The sequence below is a fragment of the Amycolatopsis sp. NPDC000009 genome (assembly GCF_055563465.1).
This window is the reverse complement of sequence record NZ_JBVHDI010000009.1, coordinates 259,833-285,418: the sequence shown is the minus strand read 5'-3', so window position 1 is coordinate 285,418 and position 25,586 is coordinate 259,833. Positions and strand designations below refer to the sequence as shown.

The 25,586-nt window shown below is 69.7% G+C and carries 27 protein-coding genes; 14 read left to right on the top strand and 13 right to left on the bottom strand.

Annotation, left to right across the window (positions count from 1 at the left end; genetic code table 11):
• Positions 1–120: 120 nt before the first annotated feature.
• The 3 genes from ACZ3HL_RS24720 to ACZ3HL_RS24710 all read right to left on the bottom strand — a co-directional run bounded on the left by ACZ3HL_RS24720 (position 121) and on the right by ACZ3HL_RS24710 (position 2,849).
• Entirely contained in the window at positions 121–1,245 is a 1,125-nt protein-coding gene (locus ACZ3HL_RS24720) for a tyrosine-type recombinase/integrase (protein WP_465534008.1), read from the bottom strand.
• A 309-nt stretch (positions 1,246–1,554) separates the two neighbouring features.
• On the bottom strand, positions 1,555–1,983 hold the full coding sequence (locus ACZ3HL_RS24715) for a nucleoside deaminase (RefSeq protein ID WP_465419196.1): 429 nt from the start codon (positions 1,981–1,983) through the stop codon (positions 1,555–1,557).
• Complete coding sequence (locus tag ACZ3HL_RS24710) at positions 1,980–2,849, bottom strand: TIGR03619 family F420-dependent LLM class oxidoreductase (RefSeq protein ID WP_465419195.1); 870 nt, start codon at positions 2,847–2,849, stop codon at positions 1,980–1,982. The genes ACZ3HL_RS24715 and ACZ3HL_RS24710 overlap by 4 nt, the downstream gene beginning before the upstream one ends.
• 92 nt (positions 2,850–2,941) lie before the next feature.
• Here ACZ3HL_RS24710 and ACZ3HL_RS24705 point away from each other — a divergent pair, with 92 nt between their 5' ends.
• Complete coding sequence (locus tag ACZ3HL_RS24705; protein WP_007034427.1) at positions 2,942–3,388, top strand: Lrp/AsnC family transcriptional regulator; 447 nt, start codon at positions 2,942–2,944, stop codon at positions 3,386–3,388.
• Positions 3,389–3,618: 230 nt separating this feature from the next.
• Here the strand turns inward: ACZ3HL_RS24705 and rox are convergent, their stop codons facing one another.
• Entirely contained in the window at positions 3,619–5,046 is a 1,428-nt protein-coding gene (rox, locus tag ACZ3HL_RS24700; RefSeq protein WP_465534052.1) for a rifampin monooxygenase, read from the bottom strand.
• Between the two features lie 185 nt (positions 5,047–5,231).
• Here rox and ACZ3HL_RS24695 point away from each other — a divergent pair, with 185 nt between their 5' ends.
• Together ACZ3HL_RS24695 and ACZ3HL_RS24690 are read left to right on the top strand one after the other, a co-directional pair.
• Entirely contained in the window at positions 5,232–5,906 is a 675-nt protein-coding gene (locus ACZ3HL_RS24695) for a TetR/AcrR family transcriptional regulator (protein WP_465534006.1), read from the top strand.
• Positions 5,903–7,036 carry an FAD-dependent oxidoreductase gene (locus ACZ3HL_RS24690; RefSeq protein ID WP_465534004.1) on the top strand — a complete coding sequence of 378 codons (1,134 nt, stop codon included), beginning with the start codon at positions 5,903–5,905 and terminating at the stop codon, positions 7,034–7,036. The genes ACZ3HL_RS24695 and ACZ3HL_RS24690 overlap by 4 nt, the downstream gene beginning before the upstream one ends.
• On the opposite strand, the gene ACZ3HL_RS24685 is transcribed toward ACZ3HL_RS24690, so the two are convergent.
• A complete protein-coding gene (locus ACZ3HL_RS24685; protein WP_465419189.1) occupies positions 7,027–7,617 on the bottom strand; it encodes a CGNR zinc finger domain-containing protein in 591 nt (196 codons plus the stop codon). The genes ACZ3HL_RS24690 and ACZ3HL_RS24685 overlap by 10 nt on opposite strands.
• A 99-nt stretch (positions 7,618–7,716) precedes the next feature.
• On the opposite strand from ACZ3HL_RS24685, the gene ACZ3HL_RS24680 reads away from it, so the two are divergent.
• The 3 genes from ACZ3HL_RS24680 to ACZ3HL_RS24670 are packed head-to-tail and all read left to right on the top strand — an operon-like array spanning position 7,717 to position 9,562.
• Positions 7,717–8,484, top strand: a complete 768-nt coding sequence (locus tag ACZ3HL_RS24680) for an MBL fold metallo-hydrolase (RefSeq protein WP_465419187.1) — start codon at positions 7,717–7,719, stop codon at positions 8,482–8,484.
• Positions 8,485–8,486: 2 nt separating this feature from the next.
• Positions 8,487–9,278, top strand: a complete 792-nt coding sequence (locus tag ACZ3HL_RS24675; protein ID WP_465534002.1) for a dienelactone hydrolase family protein — start codon at positions 8,487–8,489, stop codon at positions 9,276–9,278.
• A complete protein-coding gene (locus tag ACZ3HL_RS24670) occupies positions 9,275–9,562 on the top strand; it encodes a hypothetical protein (protein ID WP_465534000.1) in 288 nt (95 codons plus the stop codon). Before ACZ3HL_RS24675 ends, ACZ3HL_RS24670 begins: the two co-directional genes overlap by 4 nt.
• A gap of 9 nt (positions 9,563–9,571) precedes the next feature.
• Here ACZ3HL_RS24670 and ACZ3HL_RS24665 read toward each other — a convergent pair whose 3' ends face one another.
• Entirely contained in the window at positions 9,572–10,717 is a 1,146-nt protein-coding gene (locus ACZ3HL_RS24665) for an epoxide hydrolase family protein (RefSeq protein WP_465533998.1), read from the bottom strand.
• Positions 10,718–10,798: 81 nt separating this feature from the next.
• Between ACZ3HL_RS24665 and ACZ3HL_RS24660 the strand changes: the two genes are divergently transcribed.
• Both ACZ3HL_RS24660 and ACZ3HL_RS24655 read left to right on the top strand, forming a co-directional pair.
• Entirely contained in the window at positions 10,799–11,365 is a 567-nt protein-coding gene (locus ACZ3HL_RS24660) for a CGNR zinc finger domain-containing protein (RefSeq protein ID WP_465533996.1), read from the top strand.
• Positions 11,362–12,063 carry a class I SAM-dependent methyltransferase gene (locus ACZ3HL_RS24655; RefSeq protein ID WP_465533994.1) on the top strand — a complete coding sequence of 234 codons (702 nt, stop codon included), beginning with the start codon at positions 11,362–11,364 and terminating at the stop codon, positions 12,061–12,063. The genes ACZ3HL_RS24660 and ACZ3HL_RS24655 overlap by 4 nt, the downstream gene beginning before the upstream one ends.
• Before the next feature lie 15 nt (positions 12,064–12,078).
• On the opposite strand, the gene ACZ3HL_RS24650 is transcribed toward ACZ3HL_RS24655, so the two are convergent.
• A complete protein-coding gene (locus tag ACZ3HL_RS24650; protein WP_465533992.1) occupies positions 12,079–13,014 on the bottom strand; it encodes an AraC family transcriptional regulator in 936 nt (311 codons plus the stop codon).
• 93 nt (positions 13,015–13,107) lie between these two features.
• On the opposite strand from ACZ3HL_RS24650, the gene ACZ3HL_RS24645 reads away from it, so the two are divergent.
• Positions 13,108–14,013, top strand: a complete 906-nt coding sequence (locus ACZ3HL_RS24645; protein WP_465533990.1) for an NADP-dependent oxidoreductase — start codon at positions 13,108–13,110, stop codon at positions 14,011–14,013.
• A gap of 284 nt (positions 14,014–14,297) precedes the next feature.
• Positions 14,298–14,903 (top strand): GNAT family N-acetyltransferase, encoded by a 606-nt coding sequence (locus tag ACZ3HL_RS24640; protein WP_465533988.1) that lies wholly within the window; start codon positions 14,298–14,300, stop codon positions 14,901–14,903.
• Positions 14,904–14,912: 9 nt separating this feature from the next.
• On the opposite strand, the gene ACZ3HL_RS24635 is transcribed toward ACZ3HL_RS24640, so the two are convergent.
• Both ACZ3HL_RS24635 and ACZ3HL_RS24630 read right to left on the bottom strand, forming a co-directional pair.
• Positions 14,913–16,559 (bottom strand): WXG100 family type VII secretion target, encoded by a 1,647-nt coding sequence (locus tag ACZ3HL_RS24635; protein WP_465533986.1) that lies wholly within the window; start codon positions 16,557–16,559, stop codon positions 14,913–14,915.
• A 98-nt stretch (positions 16,560–16,657) separates the two neighbouring features.
• A complete protein-coding gene (locus ACZ3HL_RS24630; RefSeq protein ID WP_465533984.1) occupies positions 16,658–17,437 on the bottom strand; it encodes an SDR family NAD(P)-dependent oxidoreductase in 780 nt (259 codons plus the stop codon).
• A gap of 85 nt (positions 17,438–17,522) precedes the next feature.
• Between ACZ3HL_RS24630 and ACZ3HL_RS24625 the strand changes: the two genes are divergently transcribed.
• Positions 17,523–18,374 carry a helix-turn-helix transcriptional regulator gene (locus ACZ3HL_RS24625; protein WP_465533982.1) on the top strand — a complete coding sequence of 284 codons (852 nt, stop codon included), beginning with the start codon at positions 17,523–17,525 and terminating at the stop codon, positions 18,372–18,374.
• Here the strand turns inward: ACZ3HL_RS24625 and ACZ3HL_RS24620 are convergent.
• The gene (locus ACZ3HL_RS24620; protein ID WP_465533980.1) at positions 18,324–19,556 is read right to left on the bottom strand and encodes a PucR-like N-terminal domain-containing protein; all 1,233 of its coding nucleotides are present in this window, start codon (positions 19,554–19,556) and stop codon (positions 18,324–18,326) included. The genes ACZ3HL_RS24625 and ACZ3HL_RS24620 overlap by 51 nt on opposite strands.
• Positions 19,557–19,702: 146 nt before the next feature.
• Between ACZ3HL_RS24620 and ACZ3HL_RS24615 the strand changes: the two genes are divergently transcribed.
• A complete protein-coding gene (locus ACZ3HL_RS24615; RefSeq protein ID WP_465419516.1) occupies positions 19,703–20,533 on the top strand; it encodes an SGNH/GDSL hydrolase family protein in 831 nt (276 codons plus the stop codon).
• Between the two features lie 116 nt (positions 20,534–20,649).
• On the opposite strand, the gene ACZ3HL_RS24610 is transcribed toward ACZ3HL_RS24615, so the two are convergent.
• Positions 20,650–21,831, bottom strand: a complete 1,182-nt coding sequence (locus tag ACZ3HL_RS24610; protein ID WP_465533978.1) for a S8 family peptidase — start codon at positions 21,829–21,831, stop codon at positions 20,650–20,652.
• Positions 21,832–22,093: 262 nt separating this feature from the next.
• Between ACZ3HL_RS24610 and ACZ3HL_RS24605 the strand changes: the two genes are divergently transcribed.
• A complete protein-coding gene (locus ACZ3HL_RS24605) occupies positions 22,094–22,897 on the top strand; it encodes a pentapeptide repeat-containing protein (RefSeq protein WP_465533976.1) in 804 nt (267 codons plus the stop codon).
• A 5-nt stretch (positions 22,898–22,902) separates the two neighbouring features.
• Here ACZ3HL_RS24605 and ACZ3HL_RS24600 read toward each other — a convergent pair whose 3' ends face one another.
• A complete protein-coding gene (locus tag ACZ3HL_RS24600; protein WP_465533974.1) occupies positions 22,903–23,541 on the bottom strand; it encodes an SDR family NAD(P)-dependent oxidoreductase in 639 nt (212 codons plus the stop codon).
• A gap of 115 nt (positions 23,542–23,656) precedes the next feature.
• Here ACZ3HL_RS24600 and ACZ3HL_RS24595 point away from each other — a divergent pair, with 115 nt between their 5' ends.
• Positions 23,657–24,610, top strand: a complete 954-nt coding sequence (locus ACZ3HL_RS24595; protein ID WP_465533972.1) for a helix-turn-helix transcriptional regulator — start codon at positions 23,657–23,659, stop codon at positions 24,608–24,610.
• Here ACZ3HL_RS24595 and ACZ3HL_RS24590 read toward each other — a convergent pair.
• Positions 24,589–25,527, bottom strand: coding sequence for an AraC family transcriptional regulator (locus ACZ3HL_RS24590; protein WP_465419153.1), 939 nt, complete (start codon positions 25,525–25,527; stop codon positions 24,589–24,591). The genes ACZ3HL_RS24595 and ACZ3HL_RS24590 overlap by 22 nt on opposite strands.
• Positions 25,528–25,586: the final 59 nt, after the last annotated feature.

Genomic DNA, 25,586 nt, shown 5'->3' with positions numbered 1-25,586 from the left:
ACTGCCTGGAAGCGCGACGACGTCCCAGCGGGTCTCCCAGGGGAGGCTGGAGTACGTCCGGTGTCTGTGTGGGAGCTGGCTCGCGCGTGTCGACGGTGTGGTGATCGGCGCGACGAAGTCTCAGCTCTGACGGTGGCGCGCGTCGGCGAGCAGTTGCGCGAGGGCGTGCACGGGAGAGGTCTCCAGCTTGTGGCGATGCGCGTCGTAGCGGTCGCGGGTGGTGCGGATGTCGGCGTGTCCCAGCAGGTCCTGGACCTTCTGCACCGGGACGTCGTTGGCCAGCAGCAGGGTGCCGGTGGTGCGCCGCGCGGTGTGCGGGGAGATCGTGTTCGCTTCGGCGAGTCCGGCGGCGCGGGCCTGTGCCCGCAGGAGGAACCAGACATCCCGTTGTGCCAAGGGTTTCCCGCCGGATTTGGTGCTGTCGTAGCGATGGGGCATGGTCGCGAGCAGCGGGCCGGTCAGCTCGTCGGGACGGACGCCGGTGCGGGCGGCGCGCAGTTCGAGGTAACGGCGCAGCGGGTGCTGGGCGGCGGGGACGAGCGGGACGAAGTCGCGGTGGCCGCCTTTGGCGGTGTAGCGCAGGATCGTGTGCCCGGAGTCGGTGTCGAGGTCCGGCACGGTGGCGGTGGTGAGGCCGGAGACGCGCAGGCCGGTGTAGAACAGGATCGCGACGACGGCGGCGTCGCGCCAGGATGGTTCGGTGTCGTTCGCGCGGGCCCGCTTCTCCATGTGGTTCAGCAGTTTCGCCGTCGACTCGCCGCCGAGCGCGGGCAGCGGAGGGGTCTTGCCGGTCTTGGGCCGGTTGACCGCGGAGACCGGGTTGCGGTCGGCGATGTCGTTGGACTGCAGATACCGGTACCAGCTGGAGATGCCGGCGAGGGTGCGCGCGACGGTGGAGTCGGCGGCGGGCCGGGGCAGGCCGTCCTTCCCGGTGACGGTGAGGGTGTTCTTCCAGGCGTCGACGTCGGCGCGGCGTGCCATGAGCGGGTCGAGCCCAGTACGTGCGCACCAGCCGAGCCACGCCGACAGGTCGGCGTAGTAGGCGCGGCGGGTGTGGTCGGTCTTGTCGGTTTCGAGCCAGAGCGTGGTGATGTGCCGGATCGCGTACCGGTCGAGCGGGTCGGCCGGAGGAAGCGCGGGCAGCAGCGCGACGGCTTCGGCGAGGATCCGCCGCCGGTTCTCGGGCCTGGTCTCCGGAAGGCGGGCCGGCGGTTCCGGCGCGGTGGGCACGAGTTCGGCGGACATCGTGATCATCCTAGCGACGGGACCGCACCCCTCGTGAGTGGTAAGGGCGGTTAGAACCGTCCTAAACACTCACGAGACGAGACCCACTCGGTACCGGGGGTGCTGCTGGGCTTGGCCGAAGGGTTGCGAAAGCCACTTTCGCAACGTTGAAGGTTGCGAAAGTGGCTTTCGCAACGTCGGCCGCGGCCGGGCCCGGCACCGTCCTGGTGAGCAGGTCGCGTAAGCCACTTTCGAGACCTCTGATGTCCCGAAAGTGGCTTTCGCGACACCGGCGCCAGACCCCCAGGCCGCCAGAACCGTCCTTACCACTCACGAGGTGTAGTAGCCCTCCACCGGGACCCGGGCCTCGTCGTACAGCGCCGGTCCCTCCAGCCGAACCGGCGGTGCGGTGGCGGGCGGTTTGAGTGCGGTGACCTGTTCGCCGGAGAGGGCGAACACGACCCGGCCGAGGCCGGAGCGTTCGATGGCGCCCTGGCACATCCCGCACGGCTGGCAGCTGGTGTACATGGTGGTCGCCGCGGCGACGGCGGGTTCGAGTTCGCGGGCGGCCCACACGGCGAGTTTCAGCTCCGGGTGCAGGCTGATGTCCGATTGCGACACCGTGGTGTTGTGGTCTTCGGCCAGCACCGTGCCGTCGGAGCCGACGAGCAGCGAGCCGAAGGGCGGGTCACCGTCCTTACGGGACTTCGCGGCCAGTTCGATGGCGCGGCGGAGGAACTTCTCGTCTTCTTCGGTCATCGTCGGTCCTGTTCGGTTCGGTAGTGGCCCAGCTCCCAGTGTGCGGCCACGGTCGCCAGTGCCTGCCAGGCGGCTTCCGGGCGGAGGGTCTCGTCGGGGTCGCCGGAGAACGGGTCGAGCACCACCGTCTCGGCGCCGAGGTGCCGGAGGCGCTCGAGGTCGCCGACGATCTGCTCGATCGTGCCTTCCCCGGCGGGACGATCGGGGCCGGTGACCGGGTGTTCGGTGAGGTTGAGCAGGATCCGCGGGGCGAACGCGGGGACAGCCCGATCGTGGGCGTCGGCGATGGTCTTGACCCTGGTGAGCGCTTCGGTGAGCCAGGGGAGGGTCGCCCGCAACGGATGCCAGGCGTCCCCGACCCGGACGGCGCGGCGGATCCCGGCGTCGCTGTTGCCGCCGACCCAGATCGGGATGTCGCCGGCGCGGTAGTCGGCGTCGTCGGCCCACGCCTTCCGGACGGCGTCGAGGTGGCCGTCGGTCAGCCTTCCCCGTTGCTCGAACGGGACGTCGAGCGCTTCGAACTCCTGACGGGCCCAGCCGGAGGCGACGCCGAGCACGAGCCGTCCGCCGCTGAGCTGGTTCAGGTTCGCGGCCATGCGCGCGATGAGCAGCGGATGCCGGTACGGGACGATCAGCACGGTGGTACCCAGCCGGATCCGGTTCGTCACGCCGGCGAGCCATGACAGCGTCGTGAACGGCTCGTAGAACGGCGCCGGGTACTGCTCGGCGACGTCGGGGGTGATGACGACGTGGTCGGACACCATGAGCAGGTCGTAGCCGAGGCCTTCGACCGTGGTGGCCCAGCCGCGGAGGATCCCGGGGTCGGTCCCCGGGCCGAAATTCGGGACGTTGACACCTATTCGCACAGGTCAAGGCTATCGACGGGCCCGAACCCCGGGAAGAGATCTTTCCCGGCGTATGGCCGCTTCCGCCGTGGATCTGCCGGTATTCTCCCCGGATGGCCGAGACTCTCGACGCGACGGACTGGGCGATCCTGGTCGAGCTCCAGAAGGACGGGCGCCTGCCGCTCACCGAGCTGGGGAAGCGGGTCAGCTTGAGCGCGTCGGCGACCACGGAACGGGTCAAGCGGCTGGAGTCGGCCGGGGTGATCACCGGCTATCGCGCCGAGGTCGATCTGGAGAAGGCCGGGTACGTGGTGCTCGCGGTGGTGCGGCTGAAATACCCGGGCAGCAAGCACGCGCCGTTGCACAAGCTCCTGGCCGAGCGGACCGAGATCCTCGAATGCCTCCGCACGACCGGCGACGACTGCTATTCGCTGAAGATCGCGGCCCCGTCGATGGGACGGCTGGAGGAGATCGTCAACGAGCTCGCACTCTTCGGGAGCACGAACACCAACATCGTCTACAACCAGACGCTGCCGTACCGGGGACCGCAGGGCCCGTGATCACGCGGTCTCCCAGAGCCCCATGACGTTGCCTTCCGGATCCTTGAAGCAGGGCGGCGCGACCCTCGCCGACCGCGGTCCGGCCGACCAGGGTCGCGCCGCCCTGCTTCTCGATGACCCCGAGCGTGCCGTCGACGTCGAGCACGATCAATCGTGTAGTCCATCCCGGCATCGTGTCGGCCTTCCAGCCGAAGACCTCCCCTCAGCCAATAGCCACGACTCCCGGCGCGCTAGAGGACTTCGCCCTCTCCGAACCACCGGCGCACGGCACCGACGAGCTCGTCCTGGTCGTCGCCCACCCACGCCACGTGACCGTCCGGCCGCAGCAGCACGGCCGGCACATCCAGTTCCTCGCTGCCGTCGACGACGTGATCGACCCGGTCCGACCAGCCCCGGACCGACAGCGCGCCGGTTCGGTCGAGCAGCAGACCCCGGCCGCCGCGGGTCAGCCCGTAGAGATGCCCCTGCCCAAGTTCCAGATCCGGCATCCGGCGGCCGAGAAGTTCGTGGCCTTCGCCGAAGTCGTACCGGATCGCGGTCGCGGTGATCTTCTCGGCCAGGAACCGGCTCACGTTCTCGAATTCCATCAGTTCCGCCAGCAGCCGGCGGACCGCCTGGGAGCCCGGATCGAGCGACATCAGCTGCATCTGCGCCCGCGTGTTGTCCAGCACCGCGGCGGCCACCGGATGCCGTTCGGTGTGGTAGGTGTCCAGCAGGTCCTCCGGTGCCCAGCCGTTGACCGCGGCCGCCAGTTTCCAGCCGAGGTTGAAGGCGTCCTGCACGCCGAGGTTGAGCCCCTGCCCGCCGACCGGCGGATGGATGTGCGCCGCGTCGCCCGCCAGGAACGCGCGTCCGGACCGGTAACGCTCGGCCAGGCGAGTGGCGTCGCCGAAGCGGGAGAGCCAGCGCGGTGAGTGCACGCCGAAATCGCTGCCCGCGACGGCTATGAGCTGTCGTTTGACCTCGTCGAAGGTCGGCGGGACCCGCGGATCCTCGGCCAGGCCCTCGGCGGGCACGCCGACCCGGTACACCCCGTCGCCGATGGGCGAGAGGCCGAAGCGCAGCTGGGTCTTGCGGACCTCGGTCATCACGGCGAGCACCGTTTCCCAGTCCTCGGTCAGTTCCATCTCGCCCAGCAGGGTCTCGGCGGTGGCGGGCTCACCGGGGAAGCCGATCCCGAGTAGCTTGCGCACCGTGCTGCGGCCGCCGTCGCAGCCGACGAGATACCGCGAACGCAGGCTCGTGCCGTCGGCCAGTTCGACGTCCACCCCGTCCTCGTCCTGGCTCAGGCCGGTCAGTTCGTGGCCACGCCGGATCTCGACGCCCACCTCGGCGGCGTGGTCGGCCAGCAGCCGGTCGGTGACGGTCTGCGGGATGCCGAGGATGTAGGCGTGCGCGCTGTCCAGCGACGGCGGTGATTTGACGATGCCCGCGAACGAGCCACCGACCGGATACTTCGTTCCGTTCTCGAGGAAGCGCTCCAGCAGGCCACGCTGGTCCATCACCTCGATGCTGCGCGCGTGCAAGCCCATGGAGCGGACGACCTTGGTCTGCTCCGGATCCTTCTCCACAACGACCACACGGACGCCGTGCAACCGCAGTTCGGCGCCCAGCATCATGCCGGTCGGTCCGCCGCCGGCGATGATCACGTCGATCAAGAGTTCCCCCTGCTTGTCGAGCTCGAGCCGGTACGGCGGGGGATTCTGCGGCATGACCGGGGTCTTGCCGCAAGCCCCCAGGTGCGCTATACGTTGGAAGTGGCAGGGAGAGTCGATCTCCCTGCCATTGTCGTTTGCATCATACCGAACATGTTCGTAACGAACATGTTCGGTATGATGGTCGTATGGCACCCGAGAAGAGCCGCCGGGAACGACCGGCCAAACCCGCGTTGACCCGTGACGGCATCGTCGCCGCCGCGGTCGCGATCCTGCGCGAGGAAGGCCTCCGGAAGGTCACCATGCGCCGTCTGGCGCAGGAACTCGACACCGGCGCGGCCTCGCTCTACGTCTACGTCCGCAACACCGCCGAATTGCACGCGGCGATCCTGGACGAACTCCTCGGCACGATCACCCCGCCGCAGTCCGGCGGCGACTGGCGTGACCGGCTCGAACGGCTGCTCACGGCCTACACCGCGATGCTGCTCGAGTACCCCGGCCTGGCCCTGTCCGCGCTGGTGGCCCGCCCGAGCGGCGAGAACTACCTCGCGCTGTGCGAAAACCTGCTCACCCTCCTGGCCGAGGGTGACGTGGCGCCCGAGCGGCGCGCGTGGGGGATCGACATCCTCCTGCAGCACGCGACGGCGACCGCGGCCGAGCATGCCGACGAGAAGTCACCGGAGGAATGGGACGCGCTGGCCCGCGCCGTCCGGGACGCCGACGAGACGACCCACCCCCAGATCGCCGCCCACGCGGACGACCTGCTCACCGGAGCACCCGCGCAGCGGATGTCGTGGGGGCTGCGGGTGCTGATCACCGGAATCACCCACACCGGCCTCCCCGCCGAAAGGAACCCCGCATGACCACACACCACCCCATCGCGATCATCGGCGCCGGACTCGGCGGACTCACCTTGGCCAGGGTCCTGCACGTGAACGGCGTCGAGGCCGCCGTCTTCGACCTCGACACCTCGCCGAACGCGCGCACGCAGGGCGGAATGCTCGACATCCACGTGGAATCCGGGCAGGCGGCGCTGCGGGCCGCCGGTCTCCACGACGAATTCCGGGCGATCGTGCATCCCGGCGGCGAGGCCCTGCGCATCCTCGACCGGCACGCGGTGGTGCATCACGAGGAGTCCGACGACGGTGACGGCGGACGCCCGGAGGTGGCCAGGGGCGATCTGCGTGACCTGCTGCTCGGCTCCCTGCCCGAAGGCACGGTGCGCTGGGGCGCCAAAGTCACCGGTGCCCACCCGCTCGGCAGCGGCAGGCACGAAGTCGTCCTGGCCGACGGGACGGCGTTCACCACGGATCTGCTGATCGGCGCCGACGGTGCGTGGTCCAAGGTCCGGCCCCTGGTGTCGGCCGCCGAACCGGCCTACGAGGGCGTCTCCTTCGTCGAAGTGCACCTGAACGACGCCGAGCGCCGCCATCCGGCGAGCGCGGCGCTCGTCGGCGGCGGCATGTTCTTCGCGCTCGGCGCGGGCAAAGGGTTTCTGGCGCATTACGACGCCGCCGGCAGCCTCCACGTCTACGTCGCGCTGAAGACCGCCGAAAACTGGATCGCCACCCTCGACTTCGGTGACACCGCCGCCGCCAAAACGGCGCTCCTGGACCACTTCGAAGGGTGGGACGCGGGACTGCGGGCGCTGATCACCGACGCCGACGGCGAACTGACCCCGCGGCCGATCCACGCGCTGCCGATCGGTCACCGCTGGGACCGGGTCCCCGGTGCCACCCTGCTCGGGGACGCCGCCCACCTGATGTCACCGTTCGCGGGAGAGGGCGCCAATCTCGCGATGCTCGACGGCGCCGAACTCGGCCTCGCGCTCGCCGCGAATCCCAGCGACGTCGAAGCCGCGCTCAGCACGTACGAGGCGGCCCTGTTCCCGCGCAGTGCGGCCGCGGCCGCCGAATCCGCCGAAAGCCTCGCCCTCTGCTTCACCGAAGACTCCCCGAAGCCCTTGCTGGACCAGTTCGCGTCCTACCGCTGACCGGCGGGCTGCGAACGCCTGGCATAGGCGCGGGCGGCGCGAGCCCGGTCGCCGCAACGCACGGAACACCACTGGCGCCGCCCGTTGCGCAGGAAGAACCGGGTGCACGGCGGCGACCCGCAGGCGGCGATCCGCTCCGCGTCCGGCCCGGTCAGCAGATCCGCGGCGTTGGCGGCGAGCGTCGCCAACGCGTGCTCGACGATCTGGGTGATCGGATGCGACGCGGTGCGGTACAGCCCACGGGCCGGGTCCCAGCGCAGAAGTTCGGCGGTGGGCGCCTTGCTCAGTGCTTCGTTGACGGCGTTGAGGGCGCTCTGCGGAGCCGGATCCGAGCAAGACCTCGATGCGAGCAGCACCCGCACCTGCTCACGCAACGACCGGACCAGGCCCGCGCACATCTCCTGCAGACCGGCATCCACCGGGGCCAGCCCCCGCTCGGCGAGCCACTCCGTCGCGGCGGCCGGAGTGCCGAGAAGGTCGGCGTACTGGCCACCGGGCAGCGCGATCGTGGTGTTGGCCAACGCCAGAGCGACGTACTGCTCGGCACCCGGGGCAGGGGGAAGGGCAGCGGTGTCGTCCACGTTCCCATGATAGTTCCTCACGGAAGTGGTTGCACTTGTCCGTGAGAACTGGCTAGGGTTCTCACGGAAGACAAAATCAGTATCCGTGAGGAGAAAACGATGCACCAGATCGGCGAACAGCTCTCGGTCCAGGTCTCCGGCGGTCCGACCGCGGTGATCGACTACGGCGGCCTGCGGTTCCTGACCGACCCGACCTTCGACGAGCCCGGCCACTACGGGCGGCCCGACGGCAGACCTGGCCTCACCAAGACCGCGCCGCCCTCGGTGAACCCCGCCGACCTCGGCCGTATCGACGCCGTCCTGCTCTCCCACGACGAGCATCCCGACAACCTCGACCACTCCGGCCGGAAGCTGCTGGCGGACGTGCCCCTGACGCTCACCACGCCCAGCGGCGCGGTCAGGCTCGGCGGCACCGCGAAAGGGCTGGAGACCTGGGAAACGGTCGAGCTCGACCGGCCAGGTGGGGGAATCGTGACCGTGACCGGCGCGCCCGCGCTCCACGGGCCGGAAGGCTCGGAGAAGATCACCGGCGACGTCGTCGGTTTCGTCCTCACCGGCCAGGGCCTGCCGACGGTCTACGTCAGCGGAGACAACGCCTCGCTCGACGCCGTCCGGCAGGTCGCCGACCGATTCGGCCCGGTCGACACCGCCGTGCTCTTCGCCGGGGCTCCGCGCCTGAAGCCGCTTTTCGACGGCGCCCTGCTCGTCCTCGACAGCGCGCTGGCCGCGGAAGCGACGCGGATCCTCGGCGCCCGCACGGTCGTTCCCGTGCACATCGACAGCTGGGACCACTTCACCGAAGGCCGCGACGACCTGGTCGCCGCGTTCACCGCGGCCGGACTGGCCGATCGGCTGCGGCTGAGCTGAGCTTGATCGTCTACGTTCGGGGTCACACCGACGAGACGAGGAGCACCGCCATTCCCGCCACCACGCTGAGCATTCCCACCCCGCACGGCGCGTCCGACGCCTTCGCCGCTTTCCCCGACGGCGGCGGCACGCGTCCGGGTGTCCTCATGTACCCGGACGCGTTCGGGCCACGCCCCGCCTTGTGGGACATGGCCCGTGAGCTGGCCGGACACGGCTACTACGTACTCGTCCCGAACGTCTTTTACCGGCACCGCCCGGCACCCGTGTTCGACCTGCCCGAGCACATCACCACCGAAAACCGTCCCGCGCTCTTCGAACAGATCATGCCGCTCATCGAAGAGCACACCACCGAACGCGCCCTGAGCGACGGCGCCGCGTACCTCGACTTCCTCACCTCCCGGCCCGAGGTGAGCGGCGGGCGGGTCGCCACGATCGGCTACTGCATGGGCGCCGTCCTCGCGATGCGCACCGCGACCGCCCACCCCGACCGGGTCGCCGCCGTCGCCGGTTTCCACCCCGGAGCCCTGGTCACCGGCGAACCCGACAGCCCGCACCGGCAGATCCCGCGCCTCACCGCGAAAGTCCATCTCGGACTCGCCGAGAACGACATGACCCCCGAGGCGATCACCGAGATCAGCCACGCTTTCGACGCGGCCGGGGTGGGCTACAGCTGCGAGATCTACCCCGGCACCGTCCACGGCTTCACCATGTCCGACACCGACGCCTTCGACGAGGCCGGATCGCGGCGCCACTGGGAACGACTGCTCGCCCTTCTCGACAACACGCTGGGATGACCTGGCCGGAGAAGGACACCCGTCGGGTTTCGCTGCGAAACGGCCAGTCCTTCCTCTGGCACCTCGACGCCGACTGGGAAACGACGACGCGCGAGATCCGCGTCAAGGAAGACGGCACCGACGGGCAGATACTCGTTCTCGACCCGTACCACCACGACTTCCTGCCGACGCGGACACAGGTCCGCCGCGCCATTCATGACGCCTTTCGCGCCGGCTGGCAGCCCGCTACGCGACGCCCGCCGCTCGAGATGGTCTTCGACGGAGAGCGCTTCGTTCCCCGATGATCGAGAACCTCACCGATTCTGTGCGGCCAGTACCGCCGCGAGGCCTTCCCACAGGTCCTTGACGAAATATCCGGGAACCTCCAGCGACGGGAAATGGCCCCCGGATTCGGGAGAGTTCCACCGGACGATCCGCCGGTACCGTTCCTGTGCCCAAGGGCGCGGGCACTTCTCGATGTCGCGTGGGTACATGGTGATCGCCGACGGGACGTCGACCTGGAGTCCGGGGTCCAGCGAGTCGTGGCTTTCGTAGTAGATGCGGGCCGCCGACGCGCCGGTCCGGGTCAGCCAGTACAGCGTCACGTCGTCGAGAACGCGGTCTCGGGAGATCGTCTCGAACGGGCTGTCTTCGGTGTCCGACCACTCGGCGAACTTGTCGAGGATCCAGGCGAGCAGTCCGACCGGTGAATCCACGAGGGAGTATCCGATGGTCTGCGGCCGGGTCGCCTGCTGTTTGGCGTACGCCGCGCGACGACCCCAGAAATCACGGGTCTGTTCGGCCCACTCGCGCTCGACCGTCGTCAGCCCGTCCAGGGGCAACCCTGGCGGCCCCTGCGCGAACGTCGTGTGGATGCCGAGTACGTGCGCCGGGAACCTGCCGCCGAGCACCGTGGTGATATTGCCTCCCCAGTCGCCGCCGTGGGCCAAGAACCGTTCGTAGCCGAGCCTTCCCATCAGCTCCACCCACGCGGCCGCGATCTTTTCGGTGCCCCACCCGGTGGTGGTGGGCTTGTCGCTGTACCCGAACCCTGGCAGCGACGGGGCCACGACGTGGAACGCCGGCGCGTCCGCGTCCTTCGGATCGGCGAGCTCTTCGATCACGTCGGCGAACTCGGCGACACTTCCCGGCCAGCCGTGCGTCATGAGCAGGGGAGTGGCATCCGCGCGCGCGGACCGGCGGTGCAGGAAGTGGATCCCCAGATTGTCGATGGTCGTGCGGAACTGACCGATCCGGTCGAGGCGCTCTTCGAACGACCGCCAGTCGTACCCGGTGCGCCAGTAGTCCACGACGTCGACGAGGTCGGCGAGCGGAACGCCCTGTTCCCAGCGGGGGACCGGCTGGGCTTCCGGTAGCCGCGCCGCGGCCAATCGCGCACGCAACTCGTCGAGTTCGGCGTCCGTCGCGCGGGTTTCGAATGCTTGTACTTCGTCGGTCATGAGACCTCCTGCCATCGCGGAACCGGCTAAGACGGTTCTAACAGTTCCGGCGGTCCGCGTGCAACCGGCTAAGGTGGTTCCATGCCTGCTGGGTTCCCCGACTTCCGCCTCGGTAGCGTGCTGGCGACCAGCTTCACGGCGACGCTGACGGAGCGTCATGGCGACGCTGTGGAGCGCATACCCACGCCGCGACGGCTCATCGACTGGCTGGCCGTGAGCGGCCTCGACGTGGAGTCCTGCTCCGCCGCTGAACTGGACCTGGCCCGGGAGCTGAGGGAAGCGATTCACGCCGCCGCGACAGCGACCGCGCTCCAGGAAGCCCTCCCGGCGCCTGCCGTCCGGGTCATCAACGAGCACAGCGCCCGGGGACGGTCCGTGGCCGTCCTGACGCCCACAGGAGAGCGGCGATGGCGGGTTTCCGGCGTGGAAGACGCCCTCAGCGTGATCGCCGCCGACGCGATCAGCATCATCGCGGGTGAACGAGACGGAAGATTCGCCTTGTGCGCGTCACCGACCTGCCGGGCTGCCTTCTTCGACGCCAGCCAAAGCCGCACCCGCAGATGGTGCGACATGAACACGTGCGGAAATCGTCAGAAGAAGGCTCGTTTCAACGCCAACCAGCGCAAGACTCCCGGAGCAGCCCGTTGAAGATCCCCGAGAACGACTACGACGCCTTCGCCGAGGCCTACGCGGCCGAGACCGAGAACAGCCTGCTCAACGCCTACTACACACGGCCCGCGATCCTGAACCTCGCGGGAGACGTGGCCGGCAGGCGGATCCTCGACGCCGGCTGCGGCGCCGGCCCCCTCTTCGAGGCACTGCGTGAGCGGGGCGCGATCATGACCGGTTTCGATTCCAGCGCCAAGATGCTGGAGCTTGCCCGGAAACGACTCGGGGACGACGCGGCCCTCCAGGTCGCCGACATCGGCGCCCCGCTGCCCTTTCCCGACGGCGCGTTCGATGACGTCGTCGCGGCCCTCGTCCTGCACTACCTCGAAGACTGGACCGCGCCGCTGGCCGAGATCCGGCGCGTCCTGAAACCCGGTGGCAGGCTGATCATGGCCGTCAACCACCCGCTCATCTTCAAACTGGTGCATCCCGGCGCCGACTACTTCCAGACCGCCAAGTGGTCCGACGAGTACACCTTCGACGGTCGGAAAGCCGTGCTGACCTACTGGCATCGGCCGCTGCACGCGATGACCGACGCGTTCACCGCGGCCGGCTTCCGGACCGCGGTCGTCAGCGAGCCCCCGCCGGCGCCGGGCGCGCACGAGCGCTTCCCCGAGGAGCTCGCGGGCAAGACCGCCTTCTTGAGCTTCCTGTTTTTCGTCCTCGAGGCCGTCTAGGGACGACTTCGCCGCCTACCTGATCAAGGCCTTCGAGGAAGCGGCCGACCGACGGTACCTGCCGGGCGGGGTCTCGTACTGGCGTTTGAACGCCACGGCGAGAGCGAATTCCGACTGGTAGCCGACGGCCTCGGCGATGGCGCTGAGCGGCGTTTCGGACTCGCGCAGCAGCCGGGCCGCCGTGGTCATCCGCCACCAGGTCAGGTAGCGCATCGGTGGCCTGCCGACCAGTTCGGTGAACCTTCTGGCGAACGGGGCCCTGGACAGGCCCGCGACCGCGGCGAGCGAAGCGACCGTCCAGGGGTGCGCCGGTTTCCGGTGGATCGCGTGCAGCGCTGCGGCGACGCCCGGATCCCGCAACGCCTTCGCCCAACCGGTGTCAGGCCCGGTCCGGGCGCCGTCGAACCAGGCGCGCAAGGCGTACAGCAGCAGCATGTCCAGAAGTGCGGGAATGGCGGCGTCCGTGCCGAGCCGCGGCCGAGCCGCTTCATCACCGAGCATGTCCACTACGGTTCTCAGCTCCGAGAGACCGTCGGCACGGGTATCGAGGTGGACGACCTCGGGCAGGTCCTGCAGCAAGGGATGCCGGCCCTCGGGGGCGAGTTCGTAGGCGCCGCACAGGGTGACGGTCGAAGGTTCCCGCGTGTCGGCGAGCGCGAGTGGCCGGTCCTCGGCGGCTGGACCGCAAGGCCGCGCGGTCGGCGGCGTGGCCGGACTGTCCGCCAGCACATGCCCTCGTCCGTGCGGCAGGAGCACGACGTCACCCGCGACGAGCCGCACCGGCTCGGCACCGGCCGGGACGAGAACGCAACTGCCTCGCACCAGCACACGAAAGCCGACGGCACCGGGCACCGGTGAGAATTCCTGCGCCCAGGATCCTTGCCACGTCACGAGCGCCGACCTCGGACGGCCGGCGCGTACCACCGACAGCACGTCGCTCAGCACGTCCACGGCGGCGACCCTACGCGTTCGGAGACGATCGCGAAGGAAATAGGCGGGTTTGGCACATGGTTCGTCTCTCCTGGCGTCCCTACGGTCGAGAACATGAAAGCCGCACGGATTCATCAGCACGGTGACGCGACCGTCATCCGCATCGAGGAGATCGCACGGCCCGTCCCGGCGTCGGGTCAGGTGCTGATCGAGGTCGCCGCCACCTCCTTCAATCCCACCGAGGTGGCCCTGCGCTCCGGCGCACTCCGCGACCTGGTGCCCGTGACTCTGCCGCTCACCCTGGGCTGGGATGTCGCGGGCACGATCGTCGAACTCGGTGCTGGAGTGCGCACGCACACGGTCGGCGACCAGGTCGTCGGCTGGATCGAGGGTGCGGCCGCGGAGTTCGCCGTCGCCGATGCCGCGGCGCTGGTCACCGCGCCCACCGCCATCCCTCTCACCGACGCTGCCGCCCTGCCGCTCGCCGGGTCGACAGCGTGGCAGGCGGTCGAGCGCGCACGCCTCATCCCGGGTGAACGGCTTCTGGTCAACGGCGCGGGCGGCGGCATCGGCGGCTTCGTCGTCCAACTCGCGAAACGCGCCGGTGCACACGTGGTCGCCACCGCCGGTCCGCGCAGCAGGCAAGCGGTCCTGCGGTCCGGCGCGGATCAGATCGTCGACTACGCCACCACGTCGCTCGGGGACGCGCTCGACGATCAGGTCGATGTCGTCCTGAACCTCGTCGGTCTCGACAAGCCGCGGAGCGCCGCGTTGGCCGCGCTCGTCCGGCCCGGTGGCCGCATCGTCTCGGTCACCAACGAGTTCGAGACGCCGATCGCCGAGCGTGTCGTCGCCCGTAACGACTCCGCCCATCTCGCCGAACTGGTGGCCTTGGTCGACAGCGGCACGATCACCGTCGAGATCGCCGAACGGCACCGGCTCAGCGCGCTCGCCTCCCTGCACCGCAGAAGTGAAGCGGGTGGCATCCGGGGCAAGGTCGTCGTTCTGCCAGTGGTCTGACCAGGCAAAACGCTCTCAGATCGCCGCTGAGCGCCTAATCCGGGCCGCCTGGTGTCTTCGCCCCAGCCTTCCGCGGTCTCCGGACTGCGTATTTCGCGCTCCTTTCCGGGGCACTCAGTCATAAGGGGCATTATCACGGTGCCTCAGACCCGGACTGGTTTCGCGCATGGCTGACGCGTTACTAGATACGCGTATCGCGCAAACACCCAAAACGGACAGGGTTCCCCGCGTGGCGCCGGTCAAATGCGTTGCCACGGGGGCGGCCTCGTGGTCAAGATCGCCCGGTGACCACGCCGCTCCACAACGCCGCTTCCGTACGCCCCATCACCGACGCCGACGTCCCCACCGCTGTCGACACCCTCGCGCGCGCCTTCGCCGACTACCCCTTCACCAGGCACGTGATCGCCGAGGACGGACACGAGGACCGGATCCGGCGTGCTCAGGAGCTGTGCCTGACCCGGATCGGCATGGTGTACGGCCGCGTCTGGGTCGCCGACGGAGGCCGCGCCGTCGCTGTGTGGAGCGTTCCCGGCCAGGACCGCTCGCCGGCGTTCGCCGAACTGGGGCCGATGCTCAGCGAACTCAGTGGTGACCGGGCGGCAGCGGCCGAGGCCGCGGAGGCGGCCATCGCCCCGCACCGATCCAAGGAGCCTGGATGGTTCCTGGAAACCGTGGGAACCGCGCCCGACGCCCAAGGACAAGGCCTCGGCAGCGCGGTGCTGATGCCCGGTATCCAGGAGGCCGAGCGCGCTGGTCATCCGGCGTTCCTGGATACGTGCGGCGAGGCGAACCTGCGGTTCTACCAGCGCCTCGGCTTCGAGGTCACAGCCGAGGTCCGGCTACCCGGCAACGGTCCCCGCACGTGGTGCATGCGCAGGGATCCGAGCTGAGAGGCCGGGCTAGGGGAGGAGGTTGCCGAGCTTGTCCAAGTCCTCGCGGATCCCGTCCTCGACGCGGCGGTAGGTGTCCGCGCCCGTGACCAGGCTGTCGGCGATGCCACCCACCGTGTCCACGCCCGCCGTGAGCCGATCCCCGGCGGCATTGACGTGCTTGGTCAGCCTGTCGCTGAAGGTGGCGGCGGCCGGAACCTCGCCGAGCAGACGCGCCACCAGTTGCAGCCGCGACATCGCCCCGGCCGCGGCGCTCAACGTCGACGTCGCCCCGTCCAGCACACCCGCGGCGCCGACCAGCGAATCGGGATCGGTTTCGTATCCGGCGTCGCCGGGGGAGAGCGCACCGTCCGGGTCGAGTCCCAGCTCCTCCAAGGAGATCCTGGTCAGCTCGGGCTCGTCCCATTTCGAACCCGGGTTCTTCTGGTAGCCGTAGGCACCGGATTCGTGCGCCAGCACGATCTCGCCGTCGATCTCGACGGCTTCCTCGACACCGTGCGAGTCGTAGCCGTCTTCGTTGCCCGGCTCGCCGCCCTTCAGCTCGATCTCCTCACGATCGTTGAAGTCGTACCACTCCGGCGTCCGGTCCTGCCGGTAGAACTTGCCGCTGTGCCCATCGGACGAGGAGAAGATGAACTCGTCGTCGCGTACCACGACTCCCTGGACGTTGTTCGGTGTATCGATCGGCTCTCCGGCCTTGTCCGGCTGGGGCGAGCCGTCCGGGCCGACGGGAATTTCGTAGAGCCGGTTGTTCCCGTAGTCGCCCACGAAGAGCTTGCCTTGGGCGTAGGTGACGTAGCTGTGGGCGGGCGTCGGGACCACGTCGACGGCGTCGACCGGTTGGCCGCCGTCCTGCGCGGCGTCGAGCGCGGCCTTGTCGTAGACATACACGTATCCGTTGGACGACACCCAGACGTGCTCGCCGTCCGTCGCGACGCCACCGGTATGGGTAGGTGCGCCGACGTCGCCGTTGCCGTTGAGGTAGACGTTCCCCGTCTCCACGCCGGTCTCGTAGTCGACGTAGGTCAGCCTGCTCGGGGTCAGCCCGGGGCCGATCGGGCTGTCACCGGAGCCGTCCCCATCGCCGTCGTGGTACGAGCCCACGAGGAGATTCTCGCCGTCGTAGGCCAAGCCCTGGGAGGTCCACGGTTCGCCTGGGTCGACGCGGCTGATGTCGGCGTTGCCCTCGCTGTCCCAGCCCTCCCCGCCGCCGTCGGCCGTGGCCGCGAGCGCGGTGAGCCTGCTCTCGTAGGTCTGCTGGGCCACGGTCAGCGCCCGGATGGTCTTCATCGCGATTTCCGGCGCTTCGAGGAGGTCACCCAGGCCGAGCTTCCGCCACGGCCCGATGGCGGCGTCGGCCGACGTCCGCAGCGCGGAGTACGCCTTCGCGGCGCCCTTGACGGCAGCCTCCGCGGTCTGGAGTTCGCCGTACACCTCGGCGACCGCCCGCGAGGACGCTTTCGCCTTGCCGACGAACTCGGCTGCCGCCGTGCCACGCCAGGACCGTGCCGCCCGCAGGGCGCCGTCGGAGATGCCGTCCGCGACGGTCTGCAACGACGCCTTGGTGTCGGCGATGGTGGCTCCGACCTCGGCGATACCCGCCGCGTCCCCCGAGGTGAGCTTGGCGTGGAGCGGTTCGGGATCCAGGAACGGCATCGGCTTCTCCTCGGGCAACCCCTGGTCAGGGTGGGTCGTGCGCGTTCAGACGCCGACCGGCGGACAGCGGTTCCCGCGCATCACCCACCCCGCCCGGGTCAGGCCAGCATGCCGCCGTCCACCCGCAGGACCGTGCCGGTCACGTAGGAGGCGCGGTCACTCAGCAGCCACGCGGCGGCTTGCGCGATTTCCTGGGGTTCGGCCACCCGGCCCAAGGGCGTACGCGCGTTGAGCTGATCGAGGATGTCCGGGGAGCTCTCGACCCACTCGTTGAACATTTCGGTCAACGTCGTGCCGGGGGCGACGGCGTTGACGCGGATCCCTTCCGGGCCGTAAGTGGTGGCCGCCGAGGCGGTGAGGCTGTTGACGCCCCGTTTCATCGCCCCGTACGCGGGGAGTTCCGGGTTGGCCATCAGGCTGCCGACACTGGTGTTGTTGACGATGGCCCCGGTCTTCGCGGTGGCCCGGATCGCCTCGATCTCGGCGACCATCGCCAGCCACGGGCCCTTGAGGTTCACCGCGTAGATATGGTCGAAATCGGCCTCGGTCACCTGATCCATCGGGCCGGGCGGCACGTTCGTCGCGCCGTTGTTGAACGCGACGTCGAGCCTGCCGTGCAGGTCAACGGCACGGCCCACGGCCGCGCGGACGCTCGACGCGTCGCCGAGGTCGCACACCACGTGGTCCGCGACGCCGCCGTCCGCGCGGATCTCCTCGGCCACGGCCTTCAGCTGGGACTCGGTGCGGGCGGCGAGTACGACACGGGCGCCTTCCCTGGCGAACAGCCGCGCGGCGGCGGCGCCGATACCGCGGCCGGCGCCGGTGACGAAGGCGACCTTGCCGTCGAGCAGGCCCGGAACAGTCGTTGTAGTGGTCATGGCACCGAGAGTTCCTCCGCCGTCGGCGCGTATCCAGGCACCGGCGGTACCTGGCTGGCGGACCGCCATCGTCCACACTGGAGTGGTGGACAGAGGACAACTCGCGGACTTCCTGCGCACCAGGCGCGAGCGGATCACCCCCGCCGACGTCGGCCTCCCTGCCGGGCACCGCCGCCGTACGCCAGGGCTGCGGCGCGAGGAAGTGGCGCAGCTGGCGTTCATCTCGACCGAGTACTACACCCGGCTGGAGCAGGCCCGTGGCCCGCGGCCCTCTCGCGAGGTGCTCGCCGGGCTGACCAGGGCCCTTCGGTTGTCCGATGTGGAACGCGATCACCTGCACCATCTCGCCGGCGCGCCGCCGGGACCACCACCCGGCCCGTCCAGAGAGGTCCGGCCGAGCATTCTCGCGCTGTTGCACCGTCTTCCGCAGGCGGCGGCGATCGTGCTGTCCGCGACCTACGACGTGCTCGCCTGGAACGACCTCGCCGCCGCGTTGATGGAGGACTTCTCCGCGCTGCCGCCGCGCGACCGCAACCTCGTCCGCCGCGCCTTCCTCGGGCCGCGGCCCGATGGGCGCCGGCTGTACGGGGTGTCCGATGTGGACGAGTTCTCCGCGAGCGCCGTCCGCAATCTCCGGGCCACCGCGGGCCGTTATCCCGACGACCCCGAGGTCGCCGGCCTGATCCGGGAACTCCTCGACGGCAGCGAGGAATTCGCCCGGCTGTGGGCCGCGCACGACGTGTGCGGCGCGCCCACCCTGTGCAAGACCTTCCGGCATCCGGTGGTCGGCCCGGTCAGCGTGAACTGCGATGTCCTCGACATCTCCGACCGTGACCAGCAGGTCGTGATCTACACCGCCGACCCCGGAACGCCGTCGGAGAACGCCTTACGCCTGCTGTCCGTCGTCGGGACGCAGCGGATGGACGCCCCGTTCTGAGCGTTTTGTAGGTTCCCTCGATACCAGCGGATCGATTCTCAGCGCGATCGCCAGCGCGAATCGCCCGGCCGGGTCGTCGATCGTGCCGCCGAAAAGCGTCCGCAACTGCCGGATCCGGTACCGGACGGTCTGAACGTGGACGTGCAGCTCGACGCCGATCGCCTGCGGCTGATCCGGTCGCGCGAGCCATGCCGCGAGAGTCGTGGTGAGCCGTTGCCTCGCCGGTTCGGGCAGACCGGCCAACGGCGCGAGGACGTCCTTCGCGAACTCGGCGGCGAGTTCGGGGTCGGCGGTCAGCAGCAGATCGATGCGATGGTCGACCGTATGGACCAGCGGACTGTCCCCGAGCGCGCCGGTGCGGGTCAGCCGCCACAACGCGCTCGCCCGGCGGGCACTGAGCGCGGCCGAGCGGAGCGGCACGACCGGGCCGACCCCGGCCTGGTCGTCGCCGAGCAGGTCCCGTAAGCGGCCGAGGTACCACTCGAGCCGGTCGGCGGGCATGACGACCGCGGTCAGCTCGTGGTGGCGGCCGATCAGCACCCGGCCCGGCATCCGGTCCAGCAGCCGCGGTGCCATATCGGCGCTGGTGACGGCGACGCCGAGCCGGCCAGGCAGCACCCACGCGGCTTGGTTCGCGGCGTCGTCGAGTTGCTCGCGGGTGGCGGGCGGTTCGGCGAGCAGGAGGCCGAGGAGACGGTCGCGCCGTGCCTGTCCGGCTCGTGCCGCCTGCGACCGGGCTTCGGCGTATCCGTCGGCGGCCGCCGCCGAGAGTTCCGCGATGAACGCGAACAGCGCTTCACCGAGTTCGACGATCGCCTGGGTCGGCAGGTCCACCGCCGGCGCCGCCGAAGTGAGCTGCCGCCAGACACCCAGCGCCGCGGATTGGTAGAAGCCGAGCATCTCCTCGAGGCTGCGGCCCGCGGTGTGCTGTGCCCGGCCCTGCGCCCGGTAGACCTCCCGGTCGGTGGTGATGTCGGGATGCCCGATCTCGCTGAAGAAGGTGTGCAAGGCGACGTCGAGGGTGACCTGGAGGTTCGCCGCCGTCCGGTCGTCCAGCGGGGTGCGCAGCCCGGCACGGACCTGGTCCATCGCGGCGGACGCGATCGCGGCGGTGTCCGGCTCCAGCCGTGTCAGTACCGAAGCGTCCAGCCTGCGCCAGGGCTGTGCCGACGCCTTCGTCATAGAGGGAACCTACAAAACCCCGATCAAGAACGCGCGCCTCCGTTCTAGTGGTTCTCGCCGGCTCGGCGGACGCTGATCGCGGCATTCGACGACGCATGCAGGAGGCGGCAGTGACACGCTGGGGAAGACTCGCCCGGATCGCCGCGGTGGCGGGCACCGCACTGACCCTCGCCGGAATCGGGACACCGGCCCTCGCCACGGCGGAACGGCAGGTGTACGTCGCGATGGGCGACTCGTTCTCGGCGGGTTCGGTGGTGCTGCCGCAGTCCGACCTGCTCACCTGCGCCCGATCGGCGATCAACTACGCCGGACTGCTGGCGAAGCAGCTCGACGTCGACGAACTGCGCGACGTCACCTGCGGCGCGGCCACCACGACCCATTTCGGCAACCCGCAGAAGGGCATCATCTCCGGCACCAACCCGCCTCAGTACGACGCGCTCTCGGCCGACACGACGCTGGTGACCGTCGGGATCGGCGGTAACGACGTGGGTCTGGTCGGGCTCGCGACGTCGTGCGTGAACCTGCTGCCGGTGGGCGCCTCGTGCAAGGCGGCCAACACCGCCGGCGGCGTGGACAAGTACGCCACCAAGATCGACGCCTTCGCCGCGACCTATGGCACGGTCATCGAGCAGATCCGCCAGCGCGCGCCGCGCGCGGAGATCGTCATGGTGGGCTACCCGACCGGGATCAAGCCGGGTGGGTGCTGGCCGCTCGTCCCGGTCCTGCCGCAGGACGCCGACTACATCCAGGCCAATATCGACCGGCTCAACGCGCGGATGGCCGAGCAGTCCGCCGCGCACGGCGCGAAGTACGTCGACATCCGCACGCCGAGCATCGGGCACGACGCCTGCCAGCCGATCGGCGTCAAGTGGATCGAGGGACTCATCCCGTCGGTGGTGAACAACAGCTTCGCCCCGCTGCACCCGAACGCGGCCGGGCTCGCCGCCGTGGTGCCGAGCATCCGGAAAGTGCTGTAGCGCAACACCCTGCGGGTGTTCGTGCGCTGGCTGCGAGTCCGTGAAGGCCTCCTTCACTACCTTGAGGGTAGGGAAGGAGGCCTTCACGTACTTCAGGCGGTCAGGTCACGAGGTGATCAGGCGGTCGGCGACCAGTACAGGAGCCGGTTCGGGGAACCGGAGCCCGGGTTGGTCACCTTGCCGGGGGTCGCCGCGTTGATCAGCGCGGTGGCCACCTGCGCGGGCGTGGCGCTCTTGTTGTTCTGCAGGTACCGGGCCGCGACGCCGACCACGTGCGGGGTCGCCATCGAGGTGCCGCTGATGGTCCTCGTCGCGGTGTCGTTGGTGTTCCACGCCGAGGTGATGTTCGTGCCCGGTGCGAAGATGTCCACGACGCTGCCGTAGTTGGAGAAGCTGGAGCGCGCGTCGGTCTCGGTGGACGAGCCGACGGTGATCGCCTGGGTCACGCGGGCGGGGGAGAAGCCCGAGGCGTTCGAGTTGGAATTCCCGGCGGCCACGCCGTAGGTGACGCCCGCGGCGATCGACCGGCGGACGGCGTCGTCGAGTGTGCTGGAGGCGCCGCCGCCGAGGCTCATGTTGGCCGCGGCCGGTTTGACGTGGTTCCTGGTGACCCAGTCGATACCCGCGATGACCCCGGCGGTGGTGCCGCTGCCGGAGTTGTTGAGCACGCGGACGCCGTAGACGGTGGCGCGCTTGGCGATGCCGTACTGCGACCCGGCGATGGTGCCGGCGACGTGGGTGCCGTGGCCGTTGCCGTCCTGGGCGACGGCGTCGTTGTCGACGAAGTCGTAGCCGTTGCGGGCGCGGCCGCCGAAGGTCTGGTGGCTGATCCGCACGCCGGTGTCGATGACGTAGACGTTCACGCCCGCGCCGGTGCTGGTGTAGCTGTACTTCTTGTCGAGCGGCAGATTGCGCTGGTCGACGCGGTCGAGGCCCCAGGACGGCGGGTTGGTCTGGGTCGCGTCCGCGTGGACCACCTGGTTCTGTTCGACGGACGCCACCGTCGGGTCGGCGGCGAGTCGTTTGGCCTGCCGCTCCGACAGTGTCGCGGAGAAGCCCTTGAGCGTGCTGCTGTAGACCTGCTCCACCTTCGCGCCGAAGCGGTTCGCCAGCGCGTTCACCACGCCGGTGTCCTTCAGCGTGACGATGTAGCTGTTCGGGATCGCTTCGGCTGATCCGGCGGCGAGGATCCGTCCTTCGGCGGCTTGGGCGGGAGCGGCGGTCACGCTGATCGCCACCGCGACCGCGCTCATCATTCCGGCACGCGACAGCCAACGCGCTTGTCTCGTCTCTCGCATGTGTTCGTCCTGTCGTTCGCAGGGGACCGGCCGGTCAGGACCACAGCGGCGGATAGGCGGTCCGGCGCGACCGCATGGGACGGCACCTGCCGGATCCCACGAAGACCGAGGCTATTGAGCGGCCGAGATGTCCGATATCGACTGAACGGGGCAGCACCCGACCTTCGTCTGGCGGCCATTGGCGGCGGGTGCCCTGCACGGAAAGTGCTCTCCGTACCCTGTAGCCGGAACACCTTGACGAACATCTGGAGTCCGAACCGCCGTGCCAGCCCTTTCCAGCCTGCGAGCCGACTGCGAGAACTGCTTCGGCCTGTGCTGTGTCGTCCCGGCCTTCGCGGCGTCGGCCGATTTCGCGATCACCAAACCGGCCGGTCAGGCGTGCCCGAACCTGCGCGAGGATTCCCGGTGCGGCATCCACGACAAGCTCCGCAAGACGGGCTTCACCGGCTGCACGGTCTACGACTGCTTCGGCGCGGGCCAGAAGGTCTCTCAGGTCACCTTCGACGGCGAGGACTGGCGGAAGGCGCCGAAGGCGGCGAAGTCGATGTTCGCGGTCTTCCCGGTCATGCGGGATCTGCAGGAACTTCTTTGCTACCTCACCGAGGCGGCCTCGCTGCCGACGTCCGCGCCGATCCGTGACGACCTTGCCGAGATGATCGACCGGACCGAGCGGATGACGCTGGACACACCCGGCGTGCTGAGGAAGCTGGACGTCCCCACGCATCGGGCCGCGGTGAACGGGCTGCTGGTGCGCGCCAGCGAACTCGCTCGCGCCGCCGTGCCGGGCAAGAAGAAGGACCGGCGCGGCGCGGACCTCATCGGCGCGAAGCTGAAGGGCGCGAACCTGCGCGGCGCGCTGCTGCGCGGTGCCTTACTGATCGGGGCGGACCTGCGGGCAGCCGATCTCCGGCAGGCCGACGTCACCGGCGCGGACCTGCGTGACGCCGACGTCCGCGGCGCGGATCTCCGCGACGCGCTCTTCCTCATCCAGTCCCAGCTGGACGCGGCGAAGGGCGACGCGACGACGAAGCTGCCGGCATCGCTCGCCCACCCGGCGCACTGGTAGCCGGTCTATCCTTTGTGGACGATCTCCTGCTGCCAGGCGTCCCGTGGCTGGGTGTGCAACCGCCAGTAGTGCTCGGCGATGTCGTCGGGGTCGAACGCGGTCCCTTTCGCGACGGGGCCGGCGACGGTCACCGTGGCGACGTGCACTCCCGAAGGACCGAATTGCGTGTCCAGCAGGGACACCAGCGCCCGCACACCCGCCTTCCCGAGCGAGAGGCTCGTGTACGCGGGCACGGCTTCGGGCATCCCGCCGGTCACGACGATGGTGCCCGAACCGCGTTCGGCCATCCCCGGCGCGACATGGGCCGCGGTGGTGATCGCTCCGACGACGTTGACCGACCACGCCGCGAGATGCCGTTCGACGGAAAGCTCTCCGGGGGTGTCGGCCTGGATGATCGCCGCGTTGTAGACCACGACGTCGGGTTCGCCGTGCTCGCGCGCGGCGGTGTCGAGGGCGGATTTGAGGGACTCCGCGTCGGTGACGTCGGCGGTGAGGGCCAGCGCGGTCCCGAGCTCGGCGGCCAGCGGCTCCAGAGTCGCCGCGCCGCGGGCCAGCACCGTGATCGGCAGTCCTTCCCGCGCGAACCGGAGCGCGACCGAGCGGCCGATACCCGGTCCCGCACCGATGATCACTGCGCCTGCCATGGGCTTTCTCCTTCCGGATGGGTGCGGTGACCGTAGGGCCTGACATCGATGTGAAGGTCAAGTCCGCGCCGCAAAGTGTTCACCGGGTGAGCGGTTTGCCTGCGAGACTGGGCGCATGCGTGCCGATCGCCTGGTGGCCACCCTCCTGCTGATGCAGGCTCGTGGCCGCGTCACGGCTGCCGAACTGGCCGAGGAACTCGAGATCTCCGTCGCCACCGCCAGGCGTGACCTGGAGGCGTTGTCCGCCGCGGGTGTACCGGTGTACCCCCAGCCCGGCCGTGGCGGTGGATGGTCGCTGGTCGGCGGGGCGCGGACCGACCTCAGTGGACTGTCGGCGCCGGAGGCTCAGGCGCTGTTCCTGCTCGCGGGACCGGCCGCGTCGATCTCGCCCGAGGTCAAATCCGCGCTGCGGAAGCTGGTCCGGGCCCTGCCCGACACCTTCCGCGCCGACGCGCAGGCCGCCGCGGACGCGGTCGTCATCGACCCGTCGCGATGGGGCGAGCGCGAGAAGGAACGGCCCGAACTGCTCGACGTGCTGCAGTCCGGGATCGTCCGGCGCCGTAAGGTCCGCTTCGGCTACGCGAAAAAGGGCGCGGAACCGGTCGAGCGGGTCGTGGATCCCTGGGGACTCGTGGACAAGGACGACATCTGGTACCTCGTCGCGGGCACCGAGAAGGGCCAGCGCACCTTCCGGGTCGACCGCATGTCCGACGCCGAGGTCAGCGACGTGCCCGCCGGCCGCCCGGACGACTTCGAGCTGTCGACGGCGTGGGAGCAGGTGGTGGACCGGGTCGAGGAACGTCGTTCGGGGCTGGACGCGACCGTGCTCATCGCCGAGCGGCACCTGCCGATCCTCCAGGACCACTTCGGACGGCAGTCCACTGTGGAGGAGACGCTCGATGACGGCCGCGTCCGGGTGACGGTGTCCGCGCCGGTGGCATGGATGATCGCCCAGCAACTCGCGGGCTGGGGCTCGATGATCGAAGTGCTGGGGCCGCCGTCGGTCCAGGCGGAACTCGCGCGGATCGGCGCGGAGCTGGTCGAGCGTTACGCGACGCCGGCGCGGTAACCCTGCGGGCTGACGCCGTGCTCACGTTTGAACGCGGTGCTGAGCGCGAACGAGCTGCCGTAGCCGACCTGGCGGGCGACCGCGCCGATCGTGACGTCGGGATGCTGACGCAGGAGATCCGCGGCGAGCGCGATCCGCCAGCTCGCGAGGTAGGCCATCGGCGGTTCGCCCACCGCGGCGGTGAACCTGCGGGCGAACGCGGCGCGGGAAACTCCGGTGTCGGCCGCGAGGCTCGCCACGGTCCACGGTTCGGAAGGCTTGTGCTGCAACAGTTTCAGCGCCCGTCCGACGACCGGGTCGCTATGCGCGCGGTACCAGGCGGGCGCTTCGGCGCCGGGCCGGTCGAACCAGGTCCGCAGCGCGGCGACCAGGAGCAGGTCGAGCACCCGGTCCAGGACAGCTTCCTGACCGGGCGTGTCCTTGACGATCTCGCCGGCGAGCAGCGGCACGAGCGGGTTGTCCCACTCCTCGTCCCGTACGACCAGCAGCGACGGCAGCGCGTTGAGGAGCCGTTTGCTGATCTCGCCTTCCAAGGGGTAGGTGCCGGTGAGCAGCACGACGGGGCCGTCCGGATCGCTGCCCCAGGTGCGGACGCCGAGATCGGACAGCTCGGTGAGGTGCTGCCCGTCCGGGGTCAGGCACTCCTGTCCTGGCAGGATCATCGCCTGGGGAGGTGTGGCCGGATCGTCCGCGACGAGATACGGGTCCGGACCGCGCGCGATGGCGATGTCGCCGGTGCCGAGGCGGACCGCGTCCCCGCGATCGGGCACGACCCAGGATTCCCCGCGAACCTGCGCCATCACCGTCAGCGGGGCCTCGTCCTCGATCCGCAGCGACCACGGCGGGGTCATGACCGACTTCAGCAGGAACGCGCCACGGGCGCGAGGTCCGTCGAGCAGACCGGCGAGGGGATCCATGCTCCGAGTGTAGACGATGAAACATGGAATAGAGCCTTTGAACTATGTTCCGTCTCATT